Origin of the sequence: Rhodanobacter sp. Root179, from assembly GCF_001428465.1 — a bacterium.
In the GTDB taxonomy this organism is placed as follows: Bacteria; Pseudomonadota; Gammaproteobacteria; order Xanthomonadales; family Rhodanobacteraceae; genus Rhodanobacter.
In genome coordinates this window covers 1-22,354 of the sequence record NZ_LMHR01000057.1, presented here as the reverse complement: position 1 = coordinate 22,354, position 22,354 = coordinate 1, and the positions used below count along the sequence as shown (strand labels likewise).

The window sequence follows — 22,354 nt, the reverse complement described above, 5'->3', positions numbered from 1 at the left end:
CGTGATGCGGAGGCCGATGTTAGCAGAGCCTCGCTGGCGCGCCGCCGCGCATCGGCCATAATCCGCCCACGACAGTCGCTGGGGAGAGGCATGGCGGAGCAGCAGGTGGAGCAGCAGGTGGAACAGTGCGACGTGGTGGTGATCGGTGGCGGCCCGGGCGGCAGCACCGCGGCGACGCTGCTGGCGCGCAAGGGCTACAAGGTGATCGCGCTGGAAAAGGCCCATCACCCGCGTTTCCATATCGGCGAGTCGCTGCTGCCGATGAACCTGCCGGTGTTCGAGCGTCTCGGCGTGCTGGACAAGGTGTGTGCGATGGGCGTGTTCAAGCCCGGCGCCGATTTCGAGGCGGACAACGAACGCGGCTACAACACCTACGCATTCGCCCGCGCGATCGGGCAGAGCCCGCCACATGCGTACCAGGTGTGGCGGCAGGATTTCGACAAGATGCTCTACGACCACGCCCGCGAATCCGGCGCCGATGCGCGCGAGGGCCACGAGGTGGTGCAGGTCGAGCAGCGCGGCGCCCGCGAGAGCTGGCTGGACGTGAAGACCGACCAGGGCGACAGCTACGCGATCCAGGCCCGCTACGTGGTCGACGCCAGCGGTCGCGATGCCTTGCTGTCTTCGAGGAAGAAGCTGCGCCGCAAGAACGACCAGCACCAGAGTGCGGCGATCTTCGGCCACTTTCGCGGCGCCGAAACGCGCGCCGGCGAAGACGCGGGCAACATCAGCATCTACAGCTTCGGCTACGGCTGGATGTGGATGATCCCGCTACCCGATGGCGTGATGAGCGTGGGCGCGGTGTGCCGGCCGGAGTATCTGAAGCAGCGCAAGGGCCGCACCGTCGACTTCCTGCTCGATACCTTGAAGCTCAGCCCGGCGCTGTGGGCGCGCCTGCAGCATGCCGAGCTGGTCGACAACGAGGTGCGCGTCACCGGCAACTACTCCTACGACTCCACCTGCATGGGCGGGCCGGGCTGGATCCTGGTCGGCGACGCGTTCGCCTTCCTCGACCCGGTGTTTTCCTCCGGCGTGTACCTGGCGATGAGCGGCGCCGAGCAGGCGGCGGAGGTGGTTGACCAGGCGTTGCGCGAGCCGTCGCGCGAGCTGTCGCTGCTGCGCAAGCTGGAAAAGCGCCAGCGCGCCGGCATGGCCCGCTTCTCGTTCTTCATCTACCGCTTCAACGGCCCGGTGATGCAGCAGATGTTCCGCCAGCCCCGCAACACCTGGCAGCTGGAGCAGGGCGTGATCTCGATGCTGGCTGGCGACCTGTTCGATACGCCGAAGGTGCTGTGGCGCCTGCAGCTGTTCAAGCTGGTCTACGCGATCTGCGGCCTGCGCGACTGGCGCCGCTGGCGTGACGAGCACAGGTATCGGCTGGTGCAGGCGCGCTTGCGGTTCACCGGCGGCAATACGCCTTTGGATCGGGATTAGGAACGGGGAACGGTCGGGCGGCGGCTCTGGCAGTCCGGTGTCTGTGAGAAACTGGGCGGCGTGGTCTGGCCTCGGCGCTGCTCCTGCCGTTCCCTGTTCCCCGTTCCCATTCTCCAATCCCGGCACCCATGGCCAAGCTCTATTTCTATTACTCGGCGATGAACGCCGGCAAGACCACCACGCTGCTGCAGAGCGCATACAACTATCACGAGCGCGGCATGCGCACGCTGATCCTCACGCCGGCGCTGGACAACCGTTTCGGCGAGGGCGTGGTGGCTTCGCGGATCGGCCTGAAGGCGAATGCGCGCCGTTTCAGCAATGACGAGGACCTGTTTGCGCTGGTCGAGCAGGATATCGCGGCGCGCGGTGCGCTGAACTGCGTGTTCGTCGACGAGGCGCAGTTCCTCAGCAAGGCGCAGGTGTGGCAGATCAGCGACGTGGTCGACCGGCTGAACATCCCGGTGCTGGCCTACGGCCTGCGCACCGACTTTCGCGGCGAGCTGTTCGAGGGCAGCCGCCACCTGCTGGCCTGGGCCGACAACCTGGAAGAGATCAAGACGATCTGCCACACCGGCCGCAAGGCGACCATGGTGGTGCGCGTGGATGAGCACGGCCGTGCCGTCACCGACGGCCCGCAGGTTGAGATCGGCGGCAACGACCGCTATGTCTCGGTGAGCCGCGCCGAGTTCAAGAAGATCAGCGCGGGCGACGGCCGCATCGAGTTGCAGCAGACCGTGCTGCCGCTGGGCGAGCGCGAATGAAACGGACCATCAAGGAATCTGCATGAGCGAAGTCACCCCCGCCGTCAGCTGGCCGCGGCCGTACTGGCAGCCTGGCGAAGAAGAGGCCGTGCTGCAGTTCTATGTGTTCGGCAAGTTCGAGCCCGAGTTGCTGATCCCGTCGCCCCGCTATGGCAGCCCGGGCCTGCCCGCCGGTGTAGAGATCCAGCGTTTCCAGAACGCGGTGCTGCGGCAGTGGGAAGGCTATCCGCTGAATGGCGCCTTGGGCCAGCTGATCAGGGAAGACACGCCGGCGGCGTACGAGAACGCGCGCATCGCGCCCGAGGTGCTGGTGGTGCGCGGCGTGCTCAAGGACGCGGACACCCTGGACTACCTGCGCGACACGCTGGGCGTGCTGGCCGGCATGCTCGACGTGGGCGGCACGGCGATCCTCGATCCGCAGATCCTCACCCTGTTCGACGCCGACCACTGGCGCCGCCACTACCTGGTGAAGGATGGCGCGCCGCCGCGCAACCACGTGCTGATCCTGCGCAGCGGCGAGGAAGCAGCCGATCGGTCGTGGATACACACCCGCGGCATGCGCAAGTTCGGCCGTCCGGACCTCAGCCTGCACAACGTACCCGAGGGCGACATCGATCGCGCCGGCGTGCTGTGCGAACGACTGGTGGAACTGTTGTCGCTGGGCGCGAACTTCGCCGCCGGCCAGGAACTGGAGGTCGACGGCCTGGCCGAAGGCCTCGTCGCGCAACCCGGCGGCAGCCTCGACGATCCGGATTTCAACAACACCCATATCGCGTTCCACTGGCCGCAGTAAGCGCCGCCGCGGCCGCAACGACAAAGGGCGACACCGAAGTGTCGCCCTTTTTTTCGCCAGCCCGAAGGATGAGGGACTGCGAATCAGTCACTCGCGTGACCGATCCGCGACCGGCCATCCGTGGCCGAGCCAGCTCACAACCTCTCAGCCCTTGACGATGAAGCGCTGGCTGTCGTCCATGAAGGCCTTCTCGCCGAAGCCGCCTTCGTGCGAACCGAACGGCATCTGCGCGCGCAGTTTCCAGGTCGCCGGCACATTCCATTCCTGGCGGGTCGCCTCGTCCGCCACCGGGTTGTAGTGCTGCAGGCTGGCGCCCACGCCGGCCTCGGTCAGCGCCAGCCACACGGCGAACTGGGCCATGCCGCCGGCCTGTTCGGACCACACCGGGAAGTTGTCCGCGTACAGGGCGAACTGCTCCTGCAGACCCTTCACCACCGACTGGTCCTCATAGAACAGCACCGTGCCGACGCCGGCGGCGAAGCTGTCGAGCTTGGCGGCGGTGGGGGCGAAGGCGTCGGCCGGCACGATCCTGCTCAGCTCGGCCTTGGTCAGCGCCCAGAACTTCTCGCTCTGCTCGCCGAACAGGATCACGGCGCGCGAACTCTGCGAATTGAACGACGACGGCGTATGCCGGATGGCTTCCTTGATGCGCTGGGTCAGCGCGTCCTTGTCCAGCGACACGTTCTTGCCCAGCGCGTACTGGGTGCGGCGCTGCTTGAGCGATTCGATCAGGGTGCTGTTCATGGGGATTCCTCGGGCAATGGGGTCAATGCATGGGAATCGCGGATTGGAGAAGGCTTGTTACGGAAACAGTGCCGGATGGCCGTGTTGTCCCTTGTGGCCACGGAATAGTTCCGCTTTGTCGCCTTCATCGCTGCATTTCGCGATCCATGGCGAACATGTTAGGCCCGAAAATCGGCCTGGCTAGCCGGCGGCTCGTGGTTAGTCTGTTTCCAGAAAGAAACAATGGGCGGACGGGTGCCGGCCTGCTTCAGCGCTGGCAGTGCGGGCACCAGAACGTCGAGCGCTGGCCCAGGGTGACCTGGCGGATCGGCGTGTTGCACACCCGGCAGGGTTCGCCGGCGCGGCCATAGACCATCAGCTCGCGGAAGAAATAGCCCGGTGCGCCGTCGGGGCTGATGAAGTCGCGCAAGGTGGTGCCGCCGCGCTCGATGGCCCAGGCCAGCAGGCGTTTCACCTCGGCGGCCAGTCGTGCGTAGCGTGCGCGTGAGACCTTGCCCGCGGCGAGCCGAGGATCGATGCCGGCGTAGAACAGCGCCTCGCTGGCGTAGATGTTGCCCACGCCCACCACGACGGCGTTGTCCATCAGGAACAGCTTCACCGCCGCCGTGCGTCCGCGCGACAGGTGCCACATCAGGTCGCCGTCGAACGCGTCGGTCAACGGTTCCGGCCCCAGCTTCGCCAGCAGTTCGTGGGTCTCGCCGGGCGCCTGCCACAGCAGGCAGCCGAAGCGGCGCGGGTCGGTGAAGCGCAGGATGCGCGGTGCCTGTGCCGTCGTGCGTTCCAGCGCGATGTCCACGTGATCGTGCTTGCCGATGGGCGCGTCCGGCGGCAGCACGCGCAGCACGCCGGTCATGCCCAGGTGCAGCAGCGCGCTGCCGGCTTCGGTGTGCAGCAGCAGGTATTTCGCCCGGCGTTCCACCGCGTCGATGCGCTGGCCGGGCAGCACGGAGCTGATCTCCGGCGGAATCGGCCAGCGCAGGTCGGGACGACGCAGGGTCACCCCGGTCACGCGCCGGCCGATCAGGTACGGCGCGATGCCGCGACGGGTAGTTTCGACTTCGGGCAGTTCGGGCACGTTCGATCCGGTCGCTCAGAGTTTGTGAAGAAAACCACTTTCTGTGGTTTTCCTCTATCGCACGTCCGGTACACGCCCGGACGTGCTCATACGAATCAGTCATTTACATGACTGATTCGCGCCCGGCCATCCGTGGCCGGCCTGAGAGGTTGAAGCTCACAACCTCTCAGTGCAGCTCGGTCACGGCGATGGCCGGCGATCGCGGCATGTAGCGCGACGACACCAGCGCCACCCGATCGCCCACGCGCACGTAATGCTGCGGCCCGGTGACCGAGCTTTCACCGAACTCGAGCTTTTCGCCATCCAGCACCAGCACCGCGCGAGGCGGCTGCAGGCCGATTTTCGCCGGGTCGAAATCGCTGGCCGGGCGCCAGCTCAGCACATGGGCGGCGGCGATGCCGGCGAGATCGTCGAGGCGGTCGTCGTTGGCGACGCGGCCGGGCGTGCCGTCGGTGCGCCACCAGTGGCCGTCGTCGTGCTTGCGGTAATCCAGCGGGGTGGCGCCCCGCAGGGTGAGGCTGATCTGCGTGATGGTCGCCGGGTCCAGCGTGGTCAGCGGGCCGGTTTCCCGGCTGGCATCACGCTGCAGTTGCCAACCGGCCACGCCGAGCAGGATCAGCACGCCCAGCACCAGGAACAGCTTGCCACGCTGCGCGCGCTTCATCGCTCAGCGCCGCCGCCGACGCCACACGATGGCGCCGCCGATCAGCAACAGCAGCAGCGGCAGCGCGATCAGGAAGCCGAAGCTCAGCGCGTTCAACTCGCCCTGCGAGATCTGCAGCAGCCGGTCCGGCGCGCCCCGCGGGGGCAGGTTGACCAGCTTGTCGTCGCCGAGCAGCCAGTCGAACACGCGTTCGCCCAGCGCGCGATTGCCGCCATTGCCCAGGTAGGTGTTGGACAGGAAGTCGCCGTCGCCGATCACCACCGCGCGCTGCTCGCTCTTGTCCGGACTGGGCGACAGCCGGCTCAGGGCGAAGCCGAAATCCAGCGGACCTTTCAGCTCGCCCACGTCGGCATCGAAACGGATGTCGGACGACTTCGCGTTGTCGATCGGCTGGAACTCGGTCCAGCTTTGCGCGCTGGAACGCAGGAATGGCGCGAACGCCCAGCCGCTCTGGTCGAGCTGCGCCAGCGCGGAGGCCTGCGGAAACAGCGTGGTCAGGCTGAAGCCGTGGGTGATCGCCTGCGCCGGGTAGTCGCCCAGGGTGATCAGGCGCGGGTCATGCAGGCCCAGCGCGGCGCCCGAACCATCGACCAGCACGCCGGGCAGCACGCGCACGCCCAGCGCAGCGGCCAGCGGCTTGAGGCCGAGATCGTCGTTGGCCGGTTCGGCCAGCCACAGCAGGTTGCCGCCGTTGGCCACGTAGTTGACCAGCGCCTGCACCGCCGCCGGCGGCAGCGCCACTTCCGGACTGGCCAGCACCACCAGGTCGGTGTGCTCGGGCACGGCGCTGACCTGGCTGAAGTTCAGCGGCACCGCGCGCATGCCGCGGCTTTCCAACTGGGTGATGAAGGTGCCCAGGTCGCCATTGCCCTGGCCGTCGGCGCGCCGCTCGCCGTCGCCGGTGACGAAGGCCACGATGCGGTCGCGGCCGCGCAGCAACCGTTCCAGCGCATTGGTGAGGCTGCGCTCGGACAACTCGTCCAGGCGTTGCTCGCGATCCTGGTAGTGCAGGATCAGCGCGCCGTCGACCGTGATGCCCAGCTCGCGCATCTTCGCCGGGTCCAGTTGCGGGTCGACGAAGCGCAGCGTGAGGTCGGGCTTCACCGCCTGGTAGCGCTGCAGGAAGCCGGCCACGGTCTGGCGCAGGTCGCCCTGCGGCCGCGCGTAGCTGACGATTTCCACCGGGCCCTGCAGCTGCGCCAGCACGGCGCGACTTTCCGCCGACAGGCTGGTGCGGCCGTTGGCGGTCCAGTCGGACTGCTTCGCGTAACGGGCCGAGAGATAGCCCAGCGCGGCGAAGGCCAGCACCAGCAGCGCGGCAAACAGCCAGCCGTCCAGACGTCTGAACAGGTTTCGCATCAGCCACGCTCCCGGTCGGCGGCGAGCCGGCGCGTCGCCAGCACCAGCGACAGCGCGGCCAGCAACACGAACCACGCGACGTCGGCGCTGGACACCAGTCCGCGCAGCAGCGGCTGCAGGTGCGAGCTCATCGCCAGCCAGTTGACCGCGCCACCGTTGATGCCGGCCAGTTGCGCGCCCAGGTTCACGCTCCACAGCGCCAGCGCGATGACCAGGGCGGCGGCAGCCGCAATCGCCGGATGCGAGGCGAAGCTGGAGCAGGCCACCGCGATCGCCGCCAGCGTTGCCAGCATCAGGGCGAGGCCCAGGCTGGCGGCGGCCAGCTTGCCCCAGTCGAAGTGGGTGGCGTGCACCAGCACCAGCGGCATCGCCAGGGTCAGTGCCAGCCACAGCAGCAGCCAGCCGAGCAGGGCCAGGTACTTGCCCAGCACGATGCGCGAAGCGGGCACGCCCGCGGCGAACATCAGCGGCAAGGTGCCGTTGCGACGTTCGCCGGCGATCACCGACATGCCCAGCAGCGGCACCACCAGGAAGGCCAGCTGGGCGAGCTGGCCCAGCAGCGGCACGCCGACCAGGTCGACGAAGCCGGGGCCGTCAGGCTGGGCGGCGCGCTGGATCTGGCCGGCCAGGAAAATGCCCAGCAGCAGGGTGAAGTTCCAGGCCAGCCAGGCCAGCGTCAACGCCGCCAGCACCCAGGCCAGCGGGCGCACCAGCAACCGGCGCCATTCCAGTCGTGCCACCGCAAGCAGAGTCATGCGGCCTGCGCCTTGTCGCTGCCGTTCATCGCAATCCCGAAGAAGGTCTGTTCCAGTGCCGCGTGGTCGTCGGCCAGCACGGCGCCGTCATGGCGCAGCGTGCCCTCGTGCAGGATCGCCACGCGATCGCACACCGCGGTCACCTCGGCCAGCAGGTGGGTGGACAGGATCACCGCGGTGCCGGCGGCGGCCTGCTCGCGGATCAGCGCGCGCAAGGCGGCGACCTGCACCGGATCGAGCGCGTTGGCCGGTTCGTCCAGCACCAGCAGGGCCGGGCGATGCAGCAGCGCGCAGGCCAGCCCCAGCCGCTGGCGCTGGCCTTGCGACAGCACGCCGGCCAGGCGCCGGGCCAGTGGCTGCAGTTCCAGTCGCTCGATGATTGCGTTGCGGGCCGCGCGCAGGTCGCTGCCGTTCATGCCGCGCAAGCGCCCGTGCGCGTCCAGGTGCTCTTCCACCGTGAGCTCGGCCCACACCGGCGCGCGCTCGGGCAGCCAGCCGATCTGGTGGCGGGCGAGTTCCGGATACTCGAGGAAATCCTCGCCGTTCAGCTGGATGCCGCCGCTGTCCGGGCGCAGCGCGCCGGCGATCATCGACAAGGTGGTCGACTTGCCGGCGCCGTTGACGCCCAGCAGGCCCATCACCTCGCCGCTTCTCAGCGCCAGGCTGAGCTCGCGCACGGCCTGGCGGCCGGCGCGTCGGCGGCTGAGGCGATCCAGTTGCAGCACGGTCTTGGGTGAGGCCGGAACGATGGTGGTCATTGCCTGATTGTCATGGCGCCCCCATCCTGAAACAACAGGCGCGTGAATAACGTCGCCTTAGCTTCCACGGCTTGACCAACTGCTATCATTCGTGGTTCGCAACATGCTGGTGGGTACGGAAGCCCCTGATTTACACTGACTTGTCCCTCATCCGGTGCCTTCCATGCTCGACGCGGTAATCAATTTCCTCAACGATGGTCTGACCGGCGCAAGCTGGGGCCAGATCGCCGTGTACATGCTGGTGATGACCCAGCTCACCATCTTCACGGTGACCCTGTACCTGCATCGCAGCCAGACCCATCGCGGCGTGGATTTCCACCCGGCGCTGGCGCACTTCTTCCGTTTCTGGGGCTGGCTCACCACCGGCATGGTCACCCGCGAGTGGGTGGCGGTGCATCGCAAGCACCACGCCAAGGTCGAGACCGCGGACGATCCGCACAGCCCGATGATCTACGGCATCAAGAAGGTGTTCTGGGATGGCGTGTCGCTGTACCGCGACGCCTGCGAGAACAAGCAGGACATGGAGCAGTACGGCCGCGGCACCCCCGACGACTGGGTCGAGAAGCACGTCTACGGCGCGCATCCCTACTGGGGCCCGACCCTGATGCTGTTCATCAGTGTGGCGCTGTTCGGCGTGATCGGTGCGGCGCTGTGGGCGCTGCAGATGGTGTGGATTCCGTTCTGGGCCGCCGGTTTCGTCAACGGCATCGGCCATTGGGCCGGCTATCGCAACTTCGAAAGTGCGGACACCGCGCGCAACCTGATCCCGTGGGCGTTCTGGATCGGCGGCGAAGAGCTGCACAACAACCATCACGCTTTCCCCAGCTCGGCCAAGTTCGCCCTGCGCAAGTGGGAATTCGACATCGGCTGGGCGGCGATCTGCGGCCTGCGTGCAGTAGGCCTGGCCAAGGTGCTGCGCGTGGCGCCCACCCTCGACATCCGTCCGAACGTGCGCCTGCCCGATGCCGAAACGCTGAAGGCCGTGCTGACCCATCGCTTCCAGGCGATGACCGACTACTACCGCGGCGTGATCCTGCCTACCATCGCCGAAGAAGCGCAGCATGCCGGCGAAAGCCTGAAGTCCACCCCGCGTCGCCTGCGTCGCGCGCTGGCCGACGGTGGCCGCTGGCTGGACAGCGAAGGCCGCGACCGCATGCAGGCGGTGCTGGCCAGGCGTCCGACGCTGGCCACCGTGGTCGAGTTCCGCAGCCGCCTAGTGGCGCTGATGGAGCAGCGCGGTGCCGAGCAGGCGCTGAAGGGCCTGCAGCAGTGGATTCACGAAGCCGAGGAAAGCGGCATCCGGGCACTGCAGGAATTCGCCCAGCGGCTGAAGGGCTACGGCGTGGCCACGGCCTGATCGGAAGCCAGCATGTTTCAGCAGAACCCGCCGTCCGGCGGGTTTTGTTTTTCGGGGATTGGCACGAGGGAAGCGGATGGCCTTGCGCGTAGTGTTGATCGGCGCCACCGGCGTGTTCGGTTCGCGCATCGCCAGCCAGCTGGCGGGCGATCCGCGCTTTCAGCTGGTCGTCGCCGGCCGACGGGCGCAGAGCCTGGCGGCGCTGCGTGATGCACTGGGCGATGCCTCGGTGCAGCTGGCTGTGCTCGACGTGGCCGCGCCGGGTCTGGCCGATGCGCTGGCCGCGTTGCGGCCGCAACTGGTGATCCACGCGGCCGGTCCGTTCCAGCAACGGGACTATCGGGTGGCCGAGGCCTGCCTGGCCTGCGCCAGCGACTACATCGACCTTGCCGACGGACGCGACTTCGTCGGCGGCATGAGCCGTCTGGACGACCGTGCACGGGAAGCCGGTCGCCTGCTGGTCAGCGGTGCCTCCACGGTGCCGGCGCTGAGCAGCGCGGTGGTGGATGATTTGTTGCCGCGCTTCGCCACCCTCGACGTGATCGAACACGCGATCAGCCCCGGCAACCGCACGCCCCGTGGCGACGCCACGGTGGCGGCGATCCTGGGTTATTGTGGTCGACCGGTGCAACTGTGGCGCGACGGTCGCTGGCGGCGGGGCCACGGCTGGATGCTGACGCGTCGCCCGCGGTTTACGTTCGGCCCGCGCTGGGTCGGCTTGTGCGACGTGCCGGATCTGGCCCTGTTCCCGTTGCGCTATCCCGGCGTGCGCACGGTGATCTTCCGGGCGGGGGCTGGAGCTGAAGCGCCTGCACTTCGGCACGCTGGCCGCGGCGTGGCTGGTGCGGCTGGGACTGCTGCGCGACCTGGCCCGCCACGCCACGCGCCTGCGCCGGATCAGCGAGTGGTTCCTCGGCGCGGGCAGCGACGTGGGCGGCATGCTGGTGGAACTGGGTGGGCGCGACGCGCAAGGGCAGGCGCTGAAGTTGCGCTGGTCGTTGTGCGCCGGTGCCGGTGACGGCCCGCAGATCCCCGCCACGCCCGCGGTGGTGCTGGCCCGCAAGCTGGCCGACGGCAGCCTGTCGGCGCGCGGAGCGATGCCGTGCATGGGCCTGTTCACGCTCGACGAGGCGCTTGAAGCACTCGATGTCTTCGCGATCGAAACGCAGCTGGCAACGCTTACGGGCTGAAACGCGCGCGTTGCTCCGGCGTGGGCACGAAGCAGCTGCGGCTCTGTCCGAAGATCCGGTAGCGGTGGCGGGCCACGAAGCGGTAGGCCGGGTCGCCGAGCCAGCGCGGCACCCGATGCAGCGCATGGCCCAGCCAGCGCCAGCGACGCTGGCGCTGGCTGCGCAGGATCTGCACGATCGCCCGGGTGTCGGTGTAGCCGCGATGGTCTTCGACCAGCAGGAACGACAGCGGCGAGTCCGGGTCCAGCCCGTGCGCCAGCAGCAGGGCGCGGCCGTGCTCCGACTGCATCGCAGCGAAGTGGTAGCGCGATGCGCGATCGTGCTTCAGCAGGAAGCGCACCCAGCGACTGCACAGCAGGCAGACGCCGTCGAACACGATCACCGGTGCGGCGGTTTCAGCCTTCATCCGGTGTCGCCCCGATTTGCGAAGGTTCCAGCCAGCCGTGGTAGGCGACCAGCTGGCCCAGCCACGGCAGCCGCACGTCGACGCTGAACTGGTAGCGACCGTCACGGATGCTGCTGCGCGAAAGCACCTGGCCATGCAGCGCCCGCGGGCAGGGCAGGCCGAGGAAGTGCACGCTGCGCAGCTGCCAGTCGATCGCGTCGCCGTCCTGGCGCAGGGCGAAACCCAGCCGGGCCGGCCCCAGCGTTTCGAACAGCAGGGGCGAGCCGTTGCGCCGGCCCAGCGTGGAGCGCATCTGCCGAGTGGCGAAACGGCGGGTCCAGACTTCGCGGTCGTCGCAGCGTTCGATGGTCAGTGCCAGTGCTTGCGCCGAGCCTGGCGACGGTAAGCCCAGCAGCCGGCGCAACCAGCGCGCGGGCAGGCGGCGGTCGCCGGTGATGTCGGCCAGGCCGCTGGCCTGCAGCCGTGGCGACGAGCCGTGCATGGCTTGCACCGCCGCTGGCAACTGTCGCCAGCTCTCGTCGCCGAGCAGCTCGGGAAACAATGCGATCAATGGGGCGGGACTCATCCGGCGATGATGCGTGGCGGTCGCCGGCCCGGCAAGCAGGCAAAAGAAAACCCGCCACGGGGGCGGGTTTTCTTCGGCGCGTCGATCAATTACTTGATCTTGCCTTCCTTGTACATCACGTGCTTGCGAACCACCGGATCGTACTTCTTGAACTCGAACTTTTCCGGGGTGTTCTTCTTGTTCTTCTGCGTGGTGTAGAAGTGGCCGGTGCCGGCCGTGGAGATCATGCGGATCTTGTCTTGGGTCTTGTTAGCCATGGTTTGATCCTCAGACCTTTTCGCCGCGGGCGCGCATGTCGGCAATCACGGCCTCGATGCCATTCTTGTCGATGGTGCGCAGGGCGTTGTTGGAAACGCGCAGCTTGATCCAGCGGTTCTCGCTGGCCACCCAGAAACGACGCTCATGCAGGTTGGGCAACCAGCGGCGACGGGTACGGTTGTTGGCGTGCGAGACGTTGTTGCCGCTCATCACACCCTTACCGGTGACTTGACATACACGGGCCATGACGACCTCCGTAAATATTTTTGACACCCGTTGGCCAGGGTGTGATCGGCCCAGCGGCGCCATGCGCCACGCGATGCTGGAGGTCTTGCGTCGCATGAGCGTGAGGTCCGTACCGCGTGGCGGACCGCCCGGAAGCACCGGGTCGACAGAGGCGAGCCGCCTATTCTCGCAGAAAAACAGCGCCCTGCGCAATCTTTGCCGCATTTGGCGGTTCCCGCCGGCGTGCGCGCGGCGGGGATGTATGGAACAATCGTCCTCTTTTATTCAAACGACCCGACTCGAGGAACGCCCGATGGCACAAGAGATCACCAACGACCAGGCCAACGGCCAGTCCAGTCAGCCGCAGCTGGTGATGCAGAAGATCTACGTGAAGGACGTGTCCTTCGAGGCGCCGAACGCGCCGCAGATCTTCCAGGAGATCGACGAGAAGGACCAGCCGCAGGTGCAGCTGAACCTGGGCCAGAAGGCCACCGATCTGGGCAACAACATGTACGAAGTGGTGCTCAGCCTGACCCTGACCTGCACCATCGGCCAGCGCACCGCGTATCTGGCGGAAGTGGAGCAGGCCGGCGTGTTCGGCATCGCCGGCTTCAGCGAGGCCGACCAGGCCGGCATCATCGGCAGCTACTGCCCGAACCTGCTGTTCCCGTACGCCCGCCAGGTGATTTCGTCGCTGGTGCTGGAAGGCGGTTTCCCGCCGTTCCTGCTGCAGCCGATCAACTTCGATGCGCTGTTCGCCGAACAGCAGCGCCGCGCGATGGGCGGCGACGAAGCCCCGGCCACGCTGAACAGCTGAGTCCGGCCCATGCCTGACCACCCGAAGCTGACCGTTCTCGGCGCCGGCTCCTGGGGCACTGCGCTGGCGGCCCTGATCGCACGCAACGGCGTGCCCACCACCTTGTGGGGGCGCGACGCCGGGGCGCTGGCGGCGATGACGGCCGCTCGCGTCAACCAGCGCTACCTGCCGGACATCGAGCTGCCGGAGCAGCTGGGCTACGAAAGCGACCTGGCCCGCGCCGTGCGCGGCGCCGGCATCGTGCTGATCGTGGTGCCCAGCCATGCCTTCGCCAGCATGCTGGACGAACTGGCACCGCTGCTTGATGCGGATACCGCGATCGCCTGGGCGACCAAGGGCTTCGAGCCGGGCACCGGTCGCTTCCTGCACGAACTGGTGGCCGAGAAGCTGCCCGGTCGCGCGGCCGCCGTGGTCACCGGGCCCTCGTTTGCGAAGGAAGTGGCGTCCGGCCTGCCCAGCGCCGTCACCGTGCACTCGGACGATGCGGTGTTCGCGCAACAGCTGGCGACCCTGCTGCACGCGCCCAACCTGCGCGCGTATTCCGGCGGCGACGTGCTGGGCGCCGAGCTTGGCGGCGCGATGAAGAACGTGCTGGCGGTGGCCACCGGCATCGCCGACGGCATGGATCTGGGCCTCAACGCCCGCGCCGGCCTGATCACCCGCGGCATGAACGAGATGCTGCGGCTGGGCGTGGCGCTGGGCGCGCGGCCGGAAACCCTGATCGGGCTTTCCGGCCTGGGCGACCTGGTGCTGACCTGCACCGGCGACCTGTCGCGCAACCGCCGGCTGGGTCTGGCGCTGGGCCAGGGCATCGCGATTGACGAAGCGGTGCGCCGGATCGGCCAGGTGGTGGAGAGCATCCTCACCGCCGACGAGGTGGCGCGACTGGCTGACAAGCACGCCCTGGACCTGCCGATCAGTGCCGGTGTGCGCGCCGTGCTGCATGGCGAGGTCACTCCGGTGGAAGGGCTCAAGGCGCTGATGGCGCGCGAGCAGAAGCCGGAATATCCGCACGGGCTGTTCGGCAACGCCTGATTCCCCCCGCGCCCCGGTCCGCATTGGCCGGGGATGCGATCGCGACGGTCGCATCCTGCCCGCGCGCTGCTAAGCTCAATGTTTTGGTCATCGCCACGGACCGCATGCGCATGCAGCAACCGGACGAGAAACAGCACGCCGCCAGCGCAGCACCCGGCGACGACGAAGCCCTGCCGCAGGCATGGCGACGGCTGCTGGCTGCGCCCCGGCCGACCGCGACGGACGAACAGGGCGTGCTCGGTTTCTTCCTGGAAGTGATGCCCGAAGAAAACGCCGCCTTCGTGCGCCTGGACGTGGCGCCGGTGCTGCTCGGCGTGGCCGAGCACGGCCGCTACGCGCGGCCGGTGCCGCTGGACAGTCGGCACCTGGCGCAGTCGCCGCTGCAGCCCCACGAGCAGCGCCTGGCCGCGACCATGCTCGGCCTGCCGCAGAGCGTGCGCAAGGGACGCAGCTATGCGCGCATGGGCGGCCACGTCGGCGACACCCTGCTGGCCGAGATCCTCGACACCGCGCCCTGCTTCCTTGGCGGGCTGGCCGGCCTGCGCCTGTCGCGCGGCAAGTCGCACCAGCTCAACTGGCACTGGAAGATGGAACCGGACGGCAGTCAGCGCCTGTTGCCGGTGCTGCCGCACAGCCAGCGCCTGCTGCGCATCGACTGCCTGTGGTATCTCGATGTGGAGCGCGCCACCGTGGGGCGCTTCGATGCCGCCGGCGAGGAAACCCACTGGCTCGACCTGCCGCCGCTGAAGCATGAGCACGGTCGCCGCCTGCGCAACCGCCTGAGCGGCAGCCGGCTGGCCACCCGGGTGCCGCTGCCCCAGGTGTTCGGCGAGGTGCGCCGCTCAGAGCTCGCGCCCAAGCCCATCCTGATCCTGCACGCGCTGACCCGGCATGCGCGGCTGGCCGCCGGCACGCCGCCGCTCGGCTACGCCAGGCTGGCCTTCGACTACGCCGGCGAACGCCTGCCCGGTCGCGGCGGCGAACCGCTGGTGCGCCGGGTGCGCAACGGGCAACTGGTCGAGATCAACCGTCGTCGCGCCGAAGAACTGACCGCGATGGAACAGCTCGAACGCGCCGGCCTCACCCCCGGCGTGGATACCGAAGGCCTGCCCTGGGACGTGGCCGAGACCTTGCCCGACGACGCCTGGCTGTTTCCCGGCACCGGTTATGCCGGCGCGCTGGAGGTCAACACGCCGGCCCGCTGGCTGGCGCTGCGGCCCAAGCTGGAGACCGAGAATTTCCAGGTCGAGTACGCGCCCAGTTTTCCGTTCGAGGTGCTGGAAGGCCCGGTGCACTGGTATGGCCACGCGGTGGAGGACGCCGACGACCATGCCTTCGACCTGGAAATCGGCATCGAGCTGGATGGCCAGCGGCACAACCTGCTGCCCGCCGTGGCGCAGGCGCTGGCCGAGCATCAGCTGAACCTGAGCCCGGCGCCGAACGAACCGGAAGACGCGGTGTGGTACGCGCCGGTCGATGCGCGCCGACGCGTGCCGGTGCGCCTGAAGGAGTTGCGCGGCCTGCTGGCGCCGCTGGCCGAATACCTGGAGAAGCCGCGCAAGAAGCTCCACCTGCCGCGGGTGCAGGCCGGCCGGCTCGAAGAGCTGGCCGCGGCGATGCCCGGCGGCAGCCAGCTGGAAGCGGCCGAGCCGTTGCTCGGCTTCGCCGCGCGCCTGCGCGATGCCGCCGAGCGCGCCAGCGACGCGGTGCCCGAAGGCCTCACCGTCGAGATGCGGCCGTACCAGCGCGAAGGCCTGCGCTGGCTGAATGCGCTGGCCGAGGCCGGCGTTGGCGGCGTGCTGGCCGACGACATGGGCCTGGGCAAGACGCTGCAGCTGATCACCCATCTGCTGTCGCTGAAACAGGGCGGTGCGCTGAGCCAGCCCGCGCTGATCGTGGTGCCGACCAGCCTGATCCCGAACTGGCAGTCGGAAATCGCCCGCTTCGCGCCGATGCTGCAGGTGCTGACCCTGCACGGCCCGCAGCGCGCCGAGGAGTTCGACCAGCTGGGCGCGCAGGACATCGTGCTGACCAGCTATGCACTGTTGCCGCGCGACGTGGTGGCGCTGCGCCAGCAACCGTTCGCGCTGATCGTGCTGGACGAAGCGCAGCAGGTGAAGAACCCGCGCACCCAGGCGCGCCGCGCCTTGCTCAGCCTGCGCACGCCGCGTTATGTCTGCCTCACTGGCACGCCGCTCGAAAACCATCTGGGCGAGCTGTGGTCTCAGGTCGACCTGGCGGTGCCCGGCCTGCTCGGCGACGAGAGTGCGTTCCGGCGTTTCTACCGCGTGCCGATCGAGAAGCAGCACGACGAGGAATGCCAGCAGCGATTGAACCTGCGCATCTCGCCATTCATCCTGCGCCGGACCAAGTCGCAGGTGGCCAAGGAGCTGCCGCCGAAGACCGAGATCACCCGTCACGTGGTGCTGGAAGGCCGCCAGCGCGAACTGTACGAAGGCCTGCGCCTGTCGTTGGCCGAGGAGCTGCGCGAGGTGATTGCCGAGCGCGGCATTTCGCATTCGGGCATCGTGGTGCTGGACGCCCTGCTCAAGCTGCGCCAGGTCTGCTGCGACCCGCGCCTGGTGAAGCTGGAGGCCGCGCGCGGCGTGCATGAATCGGCCAAGTTCGAACTGCTGATGGACATGCTGCCGGCCCTGCTCGACGAAGGCCGCAAGGTGCTGCTGTTCTCGCAGTTCACCGGCATGCTGAAGCTGATCGCCGCCGAGCTCGATCGCCGGCGCATCCGCTACGTCACCCTCACCGGCGACACCCGCGATCGCGCCGAGCCCGTGCAGCGTTTCCAGAACGGCGACGTGCCCCTGTTCCTGCTGTCGCTGAAGGCCGGCGGCGTGGGCCTGAACCTCACCGCCGCTGACACCGTGATCCACTACGACCCGTGGTGGAATCCCGCCGCCGAAGCGCAGGCGTCCGACCGCGCCCACCGCATCGGCCAGGACAAGCCGGTGTTCGTGTTCCGCCTGATCACCTCGGGCACGGTGGAGGAGCGCATCGAGGAACTGAAGGAACGCAAGGCCGAACTGGCCGCTGCCGTGCTGGAAGGCGGCGGCAGCCGGCAGAAGCTCAGTTTCGACGAAGGCGACCTGGACGCGCTGCTGGCGCCGGGTGGTTGAAGGGTCCGGTCAGGACGACTGCGGCGGCAGTCGCGTGCGCAGCAGGGCATCCACCGACTGCTGCCATTCCGGTGAGCCGGGTTGCGACTGGGGCGCTTCCTCACCCAGCTTGCGCTGCACCGCCTGGTTCCATTCGGCCGAACCCTGGTCCGGGCCGTGGCCGTCGTCGCTGATATGCAGGGATTGATCGACCCAGGCATACCACTGGGTGGAACCGAGTGCGGCATTGGCCTTCGCTCCCTGGGCGGTAGCGGCTTCCGGCGGCGCCGGCGCCGGCGAGCAGGCGGCGAGCAACAGGGCGAGCGGCAGACTGGCGAGAAGTCGACGCATGGGCGGCTCCCTTGGCGATGAGTGCAGGATGCAGCGGAGCCTACTGCGTCGCCCGTGGCCGGTGATTAATTTTTCATGAGATGGCGCGTGGCGATTCAGCTGCCGCGCATGCGCTCAGAACCTGCGAAGAAAACCATTTCCCGTGGTTTTCTTCCATCGCGAGTCCAGTACACGCCCGGACTCGCTCACGCAGATCAGTCACTGGCGTGACCGATCCGCGTCCGGCCATCCCTGGCCGGACTTCGAGGTTGAAAAAAGCACAACCTCTCAGTCGCGCGCCGCCACTTCGTCCACGTGGCGCAGCAGGTCGGCCGGATCGTCATACACGCGGAACGCGCCCGACTGCTGCAGCTCGGCCATGCCGTAGCCACCGCTGAGCACGCCCACGCCCAGCGCCCGGGCACGCTGCGCGGCCAGCATGTCCCACACGCTGTCACCGATCACCAGCGACTGGCGGATGTCCACGCCGAGGCGTTCGGCGGCGGCGATGAACAGGTCCGGGTCGGGCTTGGCGTGACGCACCTGGTCACGCGTCACCACCGGCACCTTCGCCGGGTCGACGCCCAGCGCCTGCAGGTTGGGCGCGGCGGTTTCCATCCGCCCGCTGGTGGCGATCGCCCACGGGATGTCCTGCGCGGTGAGGTAGTCCAGCAGTTCGCGCGCGCCGGGCAGCGGTCGCACGGCACCTTGCGCATGCTGTCGGTTGAACGCCTCGGCATGCCAGCGGCGCAGGCGTTCGAGGCGGTCCTCGGTGATTTCCAGCCCGGTTTCGCGCAGCAGCATGTGGGAAAACAGTCCGCCACTCATGCCGATCTTGCGATGGATGCGCCACACCGAAAGCTCCACGCCTTCGCGATCCAGCGATTCCTTCCACGCCAGCACGTGCTGGTACACGCTGTCGATCAGGGTGCCGTCAAGGTCGAACAGGAAGGCGGTGTCGCGGCGGGGCATGGGGGACTCCGTGCTGGATCGGTAGGTGGTTTCAGGGCCGCTGCAACAGCGACCGCCCCGACTCCAGCACCGCCAGCGCCGCCGCGCCAAGCAGGCCCGGCTCCGGATTCATGATCGCCTGGGTCGGCACTTTTTCCATGATGTCGCGGAAGCGGCCCTTGGCTTCGAAGCGTTCGCGGAAGCGGCCGCGTTCCAGCCACGGCAGCAGGATCGGGATCAGCCCGCCGGTGAGATAGACGCCGTCCCACGCGCCCAGCGTCAGCACCAGGTCGCCGGCGACGCTGCCGAAGATGCCGGCGAAGGTTTCCACCGTGCGCGTGCACAGCGGGCAGCTGGCGTCCTTCGCGCGGGCGGTGATGTCTTCCGGTTTCAGGTCGGCGGGTGTCGCGCCGACCATGTGGCAGATCGCGTCGTAGAGGTTGACCAGGCCCTGGCCGCAGATCAGTCGCTCGTTGGAGACGCGGCCGTACTTGTGGTTGAGGTAGTCGAGGATCGCGATGTCTTCCGGCGTGTGCGCGGCGAAGCCGGCGTGGCCGCCTTCGGTCTGCAGCACGCTGCAGTGGCCGGCGCGCACCAGCAGGCCGCCCACGCCCAGGCCGGTGCCCGGCCCGACGATGGCGAAGGTCTGCTCGGCCTCGGCGCCGATCACCGGTCGCGGCAGCGTGCCCACGTCGACCAGGTCGTCGCCGTGCAGCAGGGTCACCGCCATGCTCTGCGCGGCGAAGTCGTTGACCAGATGCACGTACTCCAGGTCCAGCGCGCTGGCGGTCTGCTGCGCCGAGATCGCCCACGGATTGTTGGTGACCTTGACCGTCTCGCCGTCCACGATGCGCCCGGCTGCAGCCACGATCGCGCGGCGCACTTCCAGGCCGGTGTCGGCGAGGTACTGCTTCGCGGTGGAAACCAGCGAGTCGTGCTCGGCCACGCGGTAGCGCCGGATGCTGTCGGTGATCAGCGGCTTGTCGCGCGAGGGGTCGGCCACGCCGAAACGGACATTGGTGCCACCGAGATCGACCAGCAGGGTGGGGGCGCTGCGAGACTGGCTCATGGAGCTTCCTGACGACGTGAAGCGACAAGCCTGCCGGCCCGCTGGCGGTTAGTCCAGTGTTTTGCTCACCGTACGGCGCAGAATGGCCGGGCCGGTACATTCGGTGGAGGCTCGCCGCAACGGCGTAAAATGGGCGGATGCCCCGCCACGAGACCACGCCATGAGCTTCCCCGTCATCCGCATGCGCCGCATGCGCCGCGACGCCTTTTCCCGCGCCCTGATGCGCGAGCACACCTTACTGGTCAGCGACCTGATCATGGTGGCCTTCGTGATCGAAGGCGAAGGCCAGCGCGAAGCGGTGCCGTCGATGCCCGGTGTCGACCGTCTCTCCATCGACGAGCTGCTGAAGCTGGCCGGCGAATGCGTGCGCCTGGGCATCCCTGCGCTGGCGCTGTTCCCGTCGCCCGGGGCCGACGTGAAATCACTCGATGCCAGCGAAGCGTGGAACCCCGACAACCTGATGCATCGTGCCACCCGCGCGCTGAAGGCGAAGTATCCCGAGCTGGGCCTGATCGGCGATGTCGCGCTCGACCCGTACACCACCCACGGCCAGGACGGCCTGATCGACGACAGCGGCTACGTGATGAATGAGCCCACCGTCGAGGCGCTGATCAAGATGTCGCTGGCCCAGGCCGAAGCCGGCATGGATTTCGTGGCGCCGTCGGACATGATGGACGGCCGCATCGGTTCCATCCGCGAAGCGCTGGAAGACGCCGGCCACATCCACACCCGCATCCTCGCCTACTCGGCGAAATACGCCTCCGCCTTCTACGGCCCGTTCCGCGACGCAGTCGGTTCGTCGGCCAACCTCGGCAAGGGCAACAAGCACACCTACCAGATGGATGTCGGCAACAGCAACGAAGCGCTGCACGAAATCGAGCTGGACATCGCCGAGGGCGCCGATGCGGTGATGGTGAAGCCGGGTCTGCCATATCTCGATATCGTGCGTCGAGTGAAGGATGCGTTCGGCGTGCCGACGTTTGTGTATCAGGTGTCGGGCGAGTACGCGATGTTGAAGGCGGCATCGCAGAATGGGTGGCTGGATGAGAAAGCCGTTGTACTGGAGTCGCTCACTTCGATGAAGCGGGCGGGCGCGGACGCGATTTTGACCTATTACGCAGTGGACGCGGCGCGGTGGTTGCGCGGGGAGTGAAAAAGGTTAGAGAGTAGCTAGTTAGGTCACGGCACGGCACACACCTTTCGGCTAGTCAAACTCAACACTATGAAGAGCCGAGTAGCACATGGGAGATGCTAAACGCAGACGGGGTTCTCGGAAGATTACGTGGACTGCGGGCTCACACCACACTCTGATCATTGAATGGTTGGCCGATGATGAGCGGAAGACCGGTACGGAATTGGCCGAACGCCTAAGGTCATGGGGTTCTGCCGTTGAGTTGTGCTGCTGTCACTCTGCGAAGGATGTGTTGGTTGCGCTCTATGGCGCGTTAGACCGTCTGCGTATAACTGGAGAGGTGCCAGTTATACATTTAGAAGCCCATGGCCTCGAGTCTCCAGTCGCGGGTGATGACTCAGGGCTCCGAGGGCCGGACGGGGTGGGAGGGGAAGAGGATCTTCTCTGGGTGAGTCTCACTCCGCTATTAGGCCAGCTGAACATCGCTTCTTACTTTCAGCTATTGCTTGTTGGCGCTGCTTGTTTCGGGCTCACTGCGCTCGATGGTTTCAATATCAGGCAAGCCGCGCCCTTTTCGGCGCTGGTGGGCTTTAGCTCTAGAGTCAACCCATCGAGGCTACTCGACAGCATGATTGAGTTGTATCGACAGTTGCTGAGAGGTGGCCATGGGTCAATTCCCGACGCAGTGGAGGCGGCCAATCGCGAGTTATATGCATCTGAAGGTGAGGCGTTGGTTACGACGTCCTTTTACTTATTTGCGCAGAGTTTGCTGCAGTCTTACCTTCGCCGAGAGCTTGAGCCTTCTTTCCGAAAAGCAGAAAATCAGCGATTGACTCGAGTAAAGGCACAATGCGGACAGGTCGTCTCGTTGGAAGAAATGACCCGAGTGCATCGCGCAACCGCAATTCGTCATTGCCGAGAAGCGGTGAAAATCTGGTTTGCTTATCGAGATTTGCCAGAGAATTGCAGCCGGTTCCGCATCGATGTTCTACGCCTTTTCGACTCTACAGAGCGATCGTTTCGTGTGGCGAACAGGGTGATGCCGTCCGCGTAGAGTTCATATGCGACGTGACGTAAATAGTGCTCCATATCGCAGTTAGCCTCGGTTCTTGCAGTAGGCGCAGCACTTGCAGAAGCAAGAGCTTTCGTGCGCCTTCGGCGCGCGAGTTACTTTCTCTTTGCGTGGCCAAAGAGGAAGATAACCAAAGAGAAAGGCCACTCCGCTTGGCGCTTGTTGGGCATCCTGCCCAACAAGTCCGTGAGCCGGTGCCGGGCTTTTCGAACGGGCCTCCTGCCCGTGCGAAAAGGAGTCGACGTCCTGTCGACTCCCGCTGCGCGGCCTGTCGTCCCCGACTCACCGCCGCACAAGGGACCCCGGGTAGAGCAGCGGGCCATCGTGGCCCGCACTCGGTGGTGAAGCAGAAAGGCAAAAGCCAGAGCTGGAGCAAAAAGCCAGAGCACAAGGCTCCGGGTCGCCGCGCTTTGCTCTTGATCCGGCTTTTCTGAAAAGTGCTGGCCAGGATGGCCCGCTGCTCTACCCGGGGCCCCTCTGCAGCGGCGGGCGGG

24 protein-coding genes are annotated in these 22,354 nt (G+C 67.3%); 11 read left to right on the top strand and 13 right to left on the bottom strand.

All coding sequences use genetic code 11. The annotated features are described in order from the left end of the window. Positions 1 to 90: 90 nt before the first annotated feature. The 3 genes from ASD82_RS04475 (at position 91) to ASD82_RS04465 (ending at position 2,988) form a co-directional block, all read left to right on the top strand. Complete coding sequence (locus tag ASD82_RS04475) at positions 91 to 1,434, top strand: NAD(P)/FAD-dependent oxidoreductase (protein ID WP_082585237.1); 1,344 nt, start codon at positions 91 to 93, stop codon at positions 1,432 to 1,434. A 128-nt stretch (positions 1,435 to 1,562) separates the two neighbouring features. Further along, positions 1,563 to 2,195 carry a thymidine kinase gene (locus ASD82_RS04470; protein WP_056716036.1) on the top strand — a complete coding sequence of 211 codons (633 nt, stop codon included), beginning with the start codon at positions 1,563 to 1,565 and terminating at the stop codon, positions 2,193 to 2,195. 22 nt (positions 2,196 to 2,217) lie between these two features. Next, positions 2,218 to 2,988, top strand: a complete 771-nt coding sequence (locus ASD82_RS04465; RefSeq protein ID WP_056716033.1) for a hypothetical protein — start codon at positions 2,218 to 2,220, stop codon at positions 2,986 to 2,988. A 144-nt stretch (positions 2,989 to 3,132) separates the two neighbouring features. On the opposite strand, the gene ASD82_RS04460 is transcribed toward ASD82_RS04465, so the two are convergent. The 6 genes from ASD82_RS04460 to ASD82_RS04435 form a co-directional block, all read right to left on the bottom strand. Then, positions 3,133 to 3,732, bottom strand: a complete 600-nt coding sequence (locus ASD82_RS04460; RefSeq protein WP_056716030.1) for a nitroreductase family protein — start codon at positions 3,730 to 3,732, stop codon at positions 3,133 to 3,135. A gap of 247 nt (positions 3,733 to 3,979) precedes the next feature. Beyond that, the gene (mutM, locus tag ASD82_RS04455) at positions 3,980 to 4,807 is read right to left on the bottom strand and encodes a bifunctional DNA-formamidopyrimidine glycosylase/DNA-(apurinic or apyrimidinic site) lyase (RefSeq protein WP_056716026.1); all 828 of its coding nucleotides are present in this window, start codon (positions 4,805 to 4,807) and stop codon (positions 3,980 to 3,982) included. Between the two features lie 166 nt (positions 4,808 to 4,973). Then, a complete protein-coding gene (locus tag ASD82_RS04450) occupies positions 4,974 to 5,471 on the bottom strand; it encodes a hypothetical protein (RefSeq protein ID WP_056716023.1) in 498 nt (165 codons plus the stop codon). 3 nt (positions 5,472 to 5,474) lie between these two features. Next, complete coding sequence (locus ASD82_RS04445) at positions 5,475 to 6,830, bottom strand: GldG family protein (RefSeq protein WP_056716012.1); 1,356 nt, start codon at positions 6,828 to 6,830, stop codon at positions 5,475 to 5,477. Beyond that, the gene (locus ASD82_RS04440; RefSeq protein WP_056716008.1) at positions 6,830 to 7,585 is read right to left on the bottom strand and encodes an ABC transporter permease; all 756 of its coding nucleotides are present in this window, start codon (positions 7,583 to 7,585) and stop codon (positions 6,830 to 6,832) included. Before ASD82_RS04440 ends, ASD82_RS04445 begins: the two co-directional genes overlap by 1 nt. Then, a complete protein-coding gene (locus tag ASD82_RS04435; RefSeq protein ID WP_056716005.1) occupies positions 7,582 to 8,343 on the bottom strand; it encodes an ABC transporter ATP-binding protein in 762 nt (253 codons plus the stop codon). Before ASD82_RS04435 ends, ASD82_RS04440 begins: the two co-directional genes overlap by 4 nt. 163 nt (positions 8,344 to 8,506) lie before the next feature. Between ASD82_RS04435 and ASD82_RS04430 the strand changes: the two genes are divergently transcribed. The 3 genes from ASD82_RS04430 to ASD82_RS18060 all read left to right on the top strand — a co-directional run bounded on the left by ASD82_RS04430 (position 8,507) and on the right by ASD82_RS18060 (position 10,890). Then, a complete protein-coding gene (locus ASD82_RS04430) occupies positions 8,507 to 9,700 on the top strand; it encodes a fatty acid desaturase (protein WP_056716003.1) in 1,194 nt (397 codons plus the stop codon). 76 nt (positions 9,701 to 9,776) lie between these two features. Next, the gene (locus ASD82_RS04425; protein WP_235580636.1) at positions 9,777 to 10,718 is read left to right on the top strand and encodes a saccharopine dehydrogenase NADP-binding domain-containing protein; all 942 of its coding nucleotides are present in this window, start codon (positions 9,777 to 9,779) and stop codon (positions 10,716 to 10,718) included. Beyond that, positions 10,687 to 10,890: a hypothetical protein gene (locus ASD82_RS18060; RefSeq protein ID WP_235580635.1), complete on the top strand. Its 204-nt coding sequence runs from the start codon at positions 10,687 to 10,689 to the stop codon at positions 10,888 to 10,890. The genes ASD82_RS04425 and ASD82_RS18060 overlap by 32 nt, the downstream gene beginning before the upstream one ends. On the opposite strand, the gene ASD82_RS04420 is transcribed toward ASD82_RS18060, so the two are convergent. The 4 genes from ASD82_RS04420 to rpmB all read right to left on the bottom strand — a co-directional run bounded on the left by ASD82_RS04420 (position 10,880) and on the right by rpmB (position 12,365). Continuing rightward, positions 10,880 to 11,296, bottom strand: coding sequence for a thiol-disulfide oxidoreductase DCC family protein (locus ASD82_RS04420; RefSeq protein WP_056716001.1), 417 nt, complete (start codon positions 11,294 to 11,296; stop codon positions 10,880 to 10,882). The genes ASD82_RS18060 and ASD82_RS04420 overlap by 11 nt on opposite strands. Continuing rightward, complete coding sequence (locus ASD82_RS04415) at positions 11,286 to 11,861, bottom strand: DUF4166 domain-containing protein (protein WP_056715998.1); 576 nt, start codon at positions 11,859 to 11,861, stop codon at positions 11,286 to 11,288. Before ASD82_RS04415 ends, ASD82_RS04420 begins: the two co-directional genes overlap by 11 nt. A gap of 89 nt (positions 11,862 to 11,950) precedes the next feature. Further along, a complete protein-coding gene (gene rpmG / locus ASD82_RS04410; protein WP_007810357.1) occupies positions 11,951 to 12,118 on the bottom strand; it encodes a 50S ribosomal protein L33 in 168 nt (55 codons plus the stop codon). Between the two features lie 10 nt (positions 12,119 to 12,128). Continuing rightward, positions 12,129 to 12,365, bottom strand: coding sequence for a 50S ribosomal protein L28 (gene rpmB, locus ASD82_RS04405; RefSeq protein ID WP_007810354.1), 237 nt, complete (start codon positions 12,363 to 12,365; stop codon positions 12,129 to 12,131). A gap of 292 nt (positions 12,366 to 12,657) precedes the next feature. On the opposite strand from rpmB, the gene secB reads away from it, so the two are divergent. The 3 genes from secB to ASD82_RS04390 all read left to right on the top strand — a co-directional run bounded on the left by secB (position 12,658) and on the right by ASD82_RS04390 (position 17,327). After that, on the top strand, positions 12,658 to 13,161 hold the full coding sequence (gene secB / locus ASD82_RS04400; RefSeq protein ID WP_007810352.1) for a protein-export chaperone SecB: 504 nt from the start codon (positions 12,658 to 12,660) through the stop codon (positions 13,159 to 13,161). 9 nt (positions 13,162 to 13,170) lie between these two features. Next, complete coding sequence (locus tag ASD82_RS04395) at positions 13,171 to 14,196, top strand: NAD(P)H-dependent glycerol-3-phosphate dehydrogenase (RefSeq protein WP_056715995.1); 1,026 nt, start codon at positions 13,171 to 13,173, stop codon at positions 14,194 to 14,196. 110 nt (positions 14,197 to 14,306) lie between these two features. Further along, on the top strand, positions 14,307 to 17,327 hold the full coding sequence (locus tag ASD82_RS04390) for a DEAD/DEAH box helicase (RefSeq protein ID WP_056716086.1): 3,021 nt from the start codon (positions 14,307 to 14,309) through the stop codon (positions 17,325 to 17,327). 9 nt (positions 17,328 to 17,336) lie between these two features. Here the strand turns inward: ASD82_RS04390 and ASD82_RS04385 are convergent, their stop codons facing one another. From ASD82_RS04385 to glk, 3 genes are all read right to left on the bottom strand, one after another. Next, complete coding sequence (locus ASD82_RS04385) at positions 17,337 to 17,657, bottom strand: hypothetical protein (protein ID WP_056715992.1); 321 nt, start codon at positions 17,655 to 17,657, stop codon at positions 17,337 to 17,339. A 267-nt stretch (positions 17,658 to 17,924) separates the two neighbouring features. Then, positions 17,925 to 18,608: an HAD family hydrolase gene (locus ASD82_RS04380; RefSeq protein ID WP_056715989.1), complete on the bottom strand. Its 684-nt coding sequence runs from the start codon at positions 18,606 to 18,608 to the stop codon at positions 17,925 to 17,927. Between the two features lie 31 nt (positions 18,609 to 18,639). Further along, positions 18,640 to 19,656, bottom strand: a complete 1,017-nt coding sequence (gene glk, locus ASD82_RS04375; RefSeq protein WP_056715985.1) for a glucokinase — start codon at positions 19,654 to 19,656, stop codon at positions 18,640 to 18,642. 160 nt (positions 19,657 to 19,816) lie between these two features. On the opposite strand from glk, the gene hemB reads away from it, so the two are divergent. Beyond that, a complete protein-coding gene (gene hemB / locus ASD82_RS04370; protein WP_056715975.1) occupies positions 19,817 to 20,809 on the top strand; it encodes a porphobilinogen synthase in 993 nt (330 codons plus the stop codon). Positions 20,810 to 21,236: 427 nt separating this feature from the next. Then, positions 21,237 to 21,842 (top strand): hypothetical protein, encoded by a 606-nt coding sequence (locus ASD82_RS17625; protein ID WP_157599180.1) that lies wholly within the window; start codon positions 21,237 to 21,239, stop codon positions 21,840 to 21,842. Positions 21,843 to 22,354 lie beyond the last annotated feature (512 nt).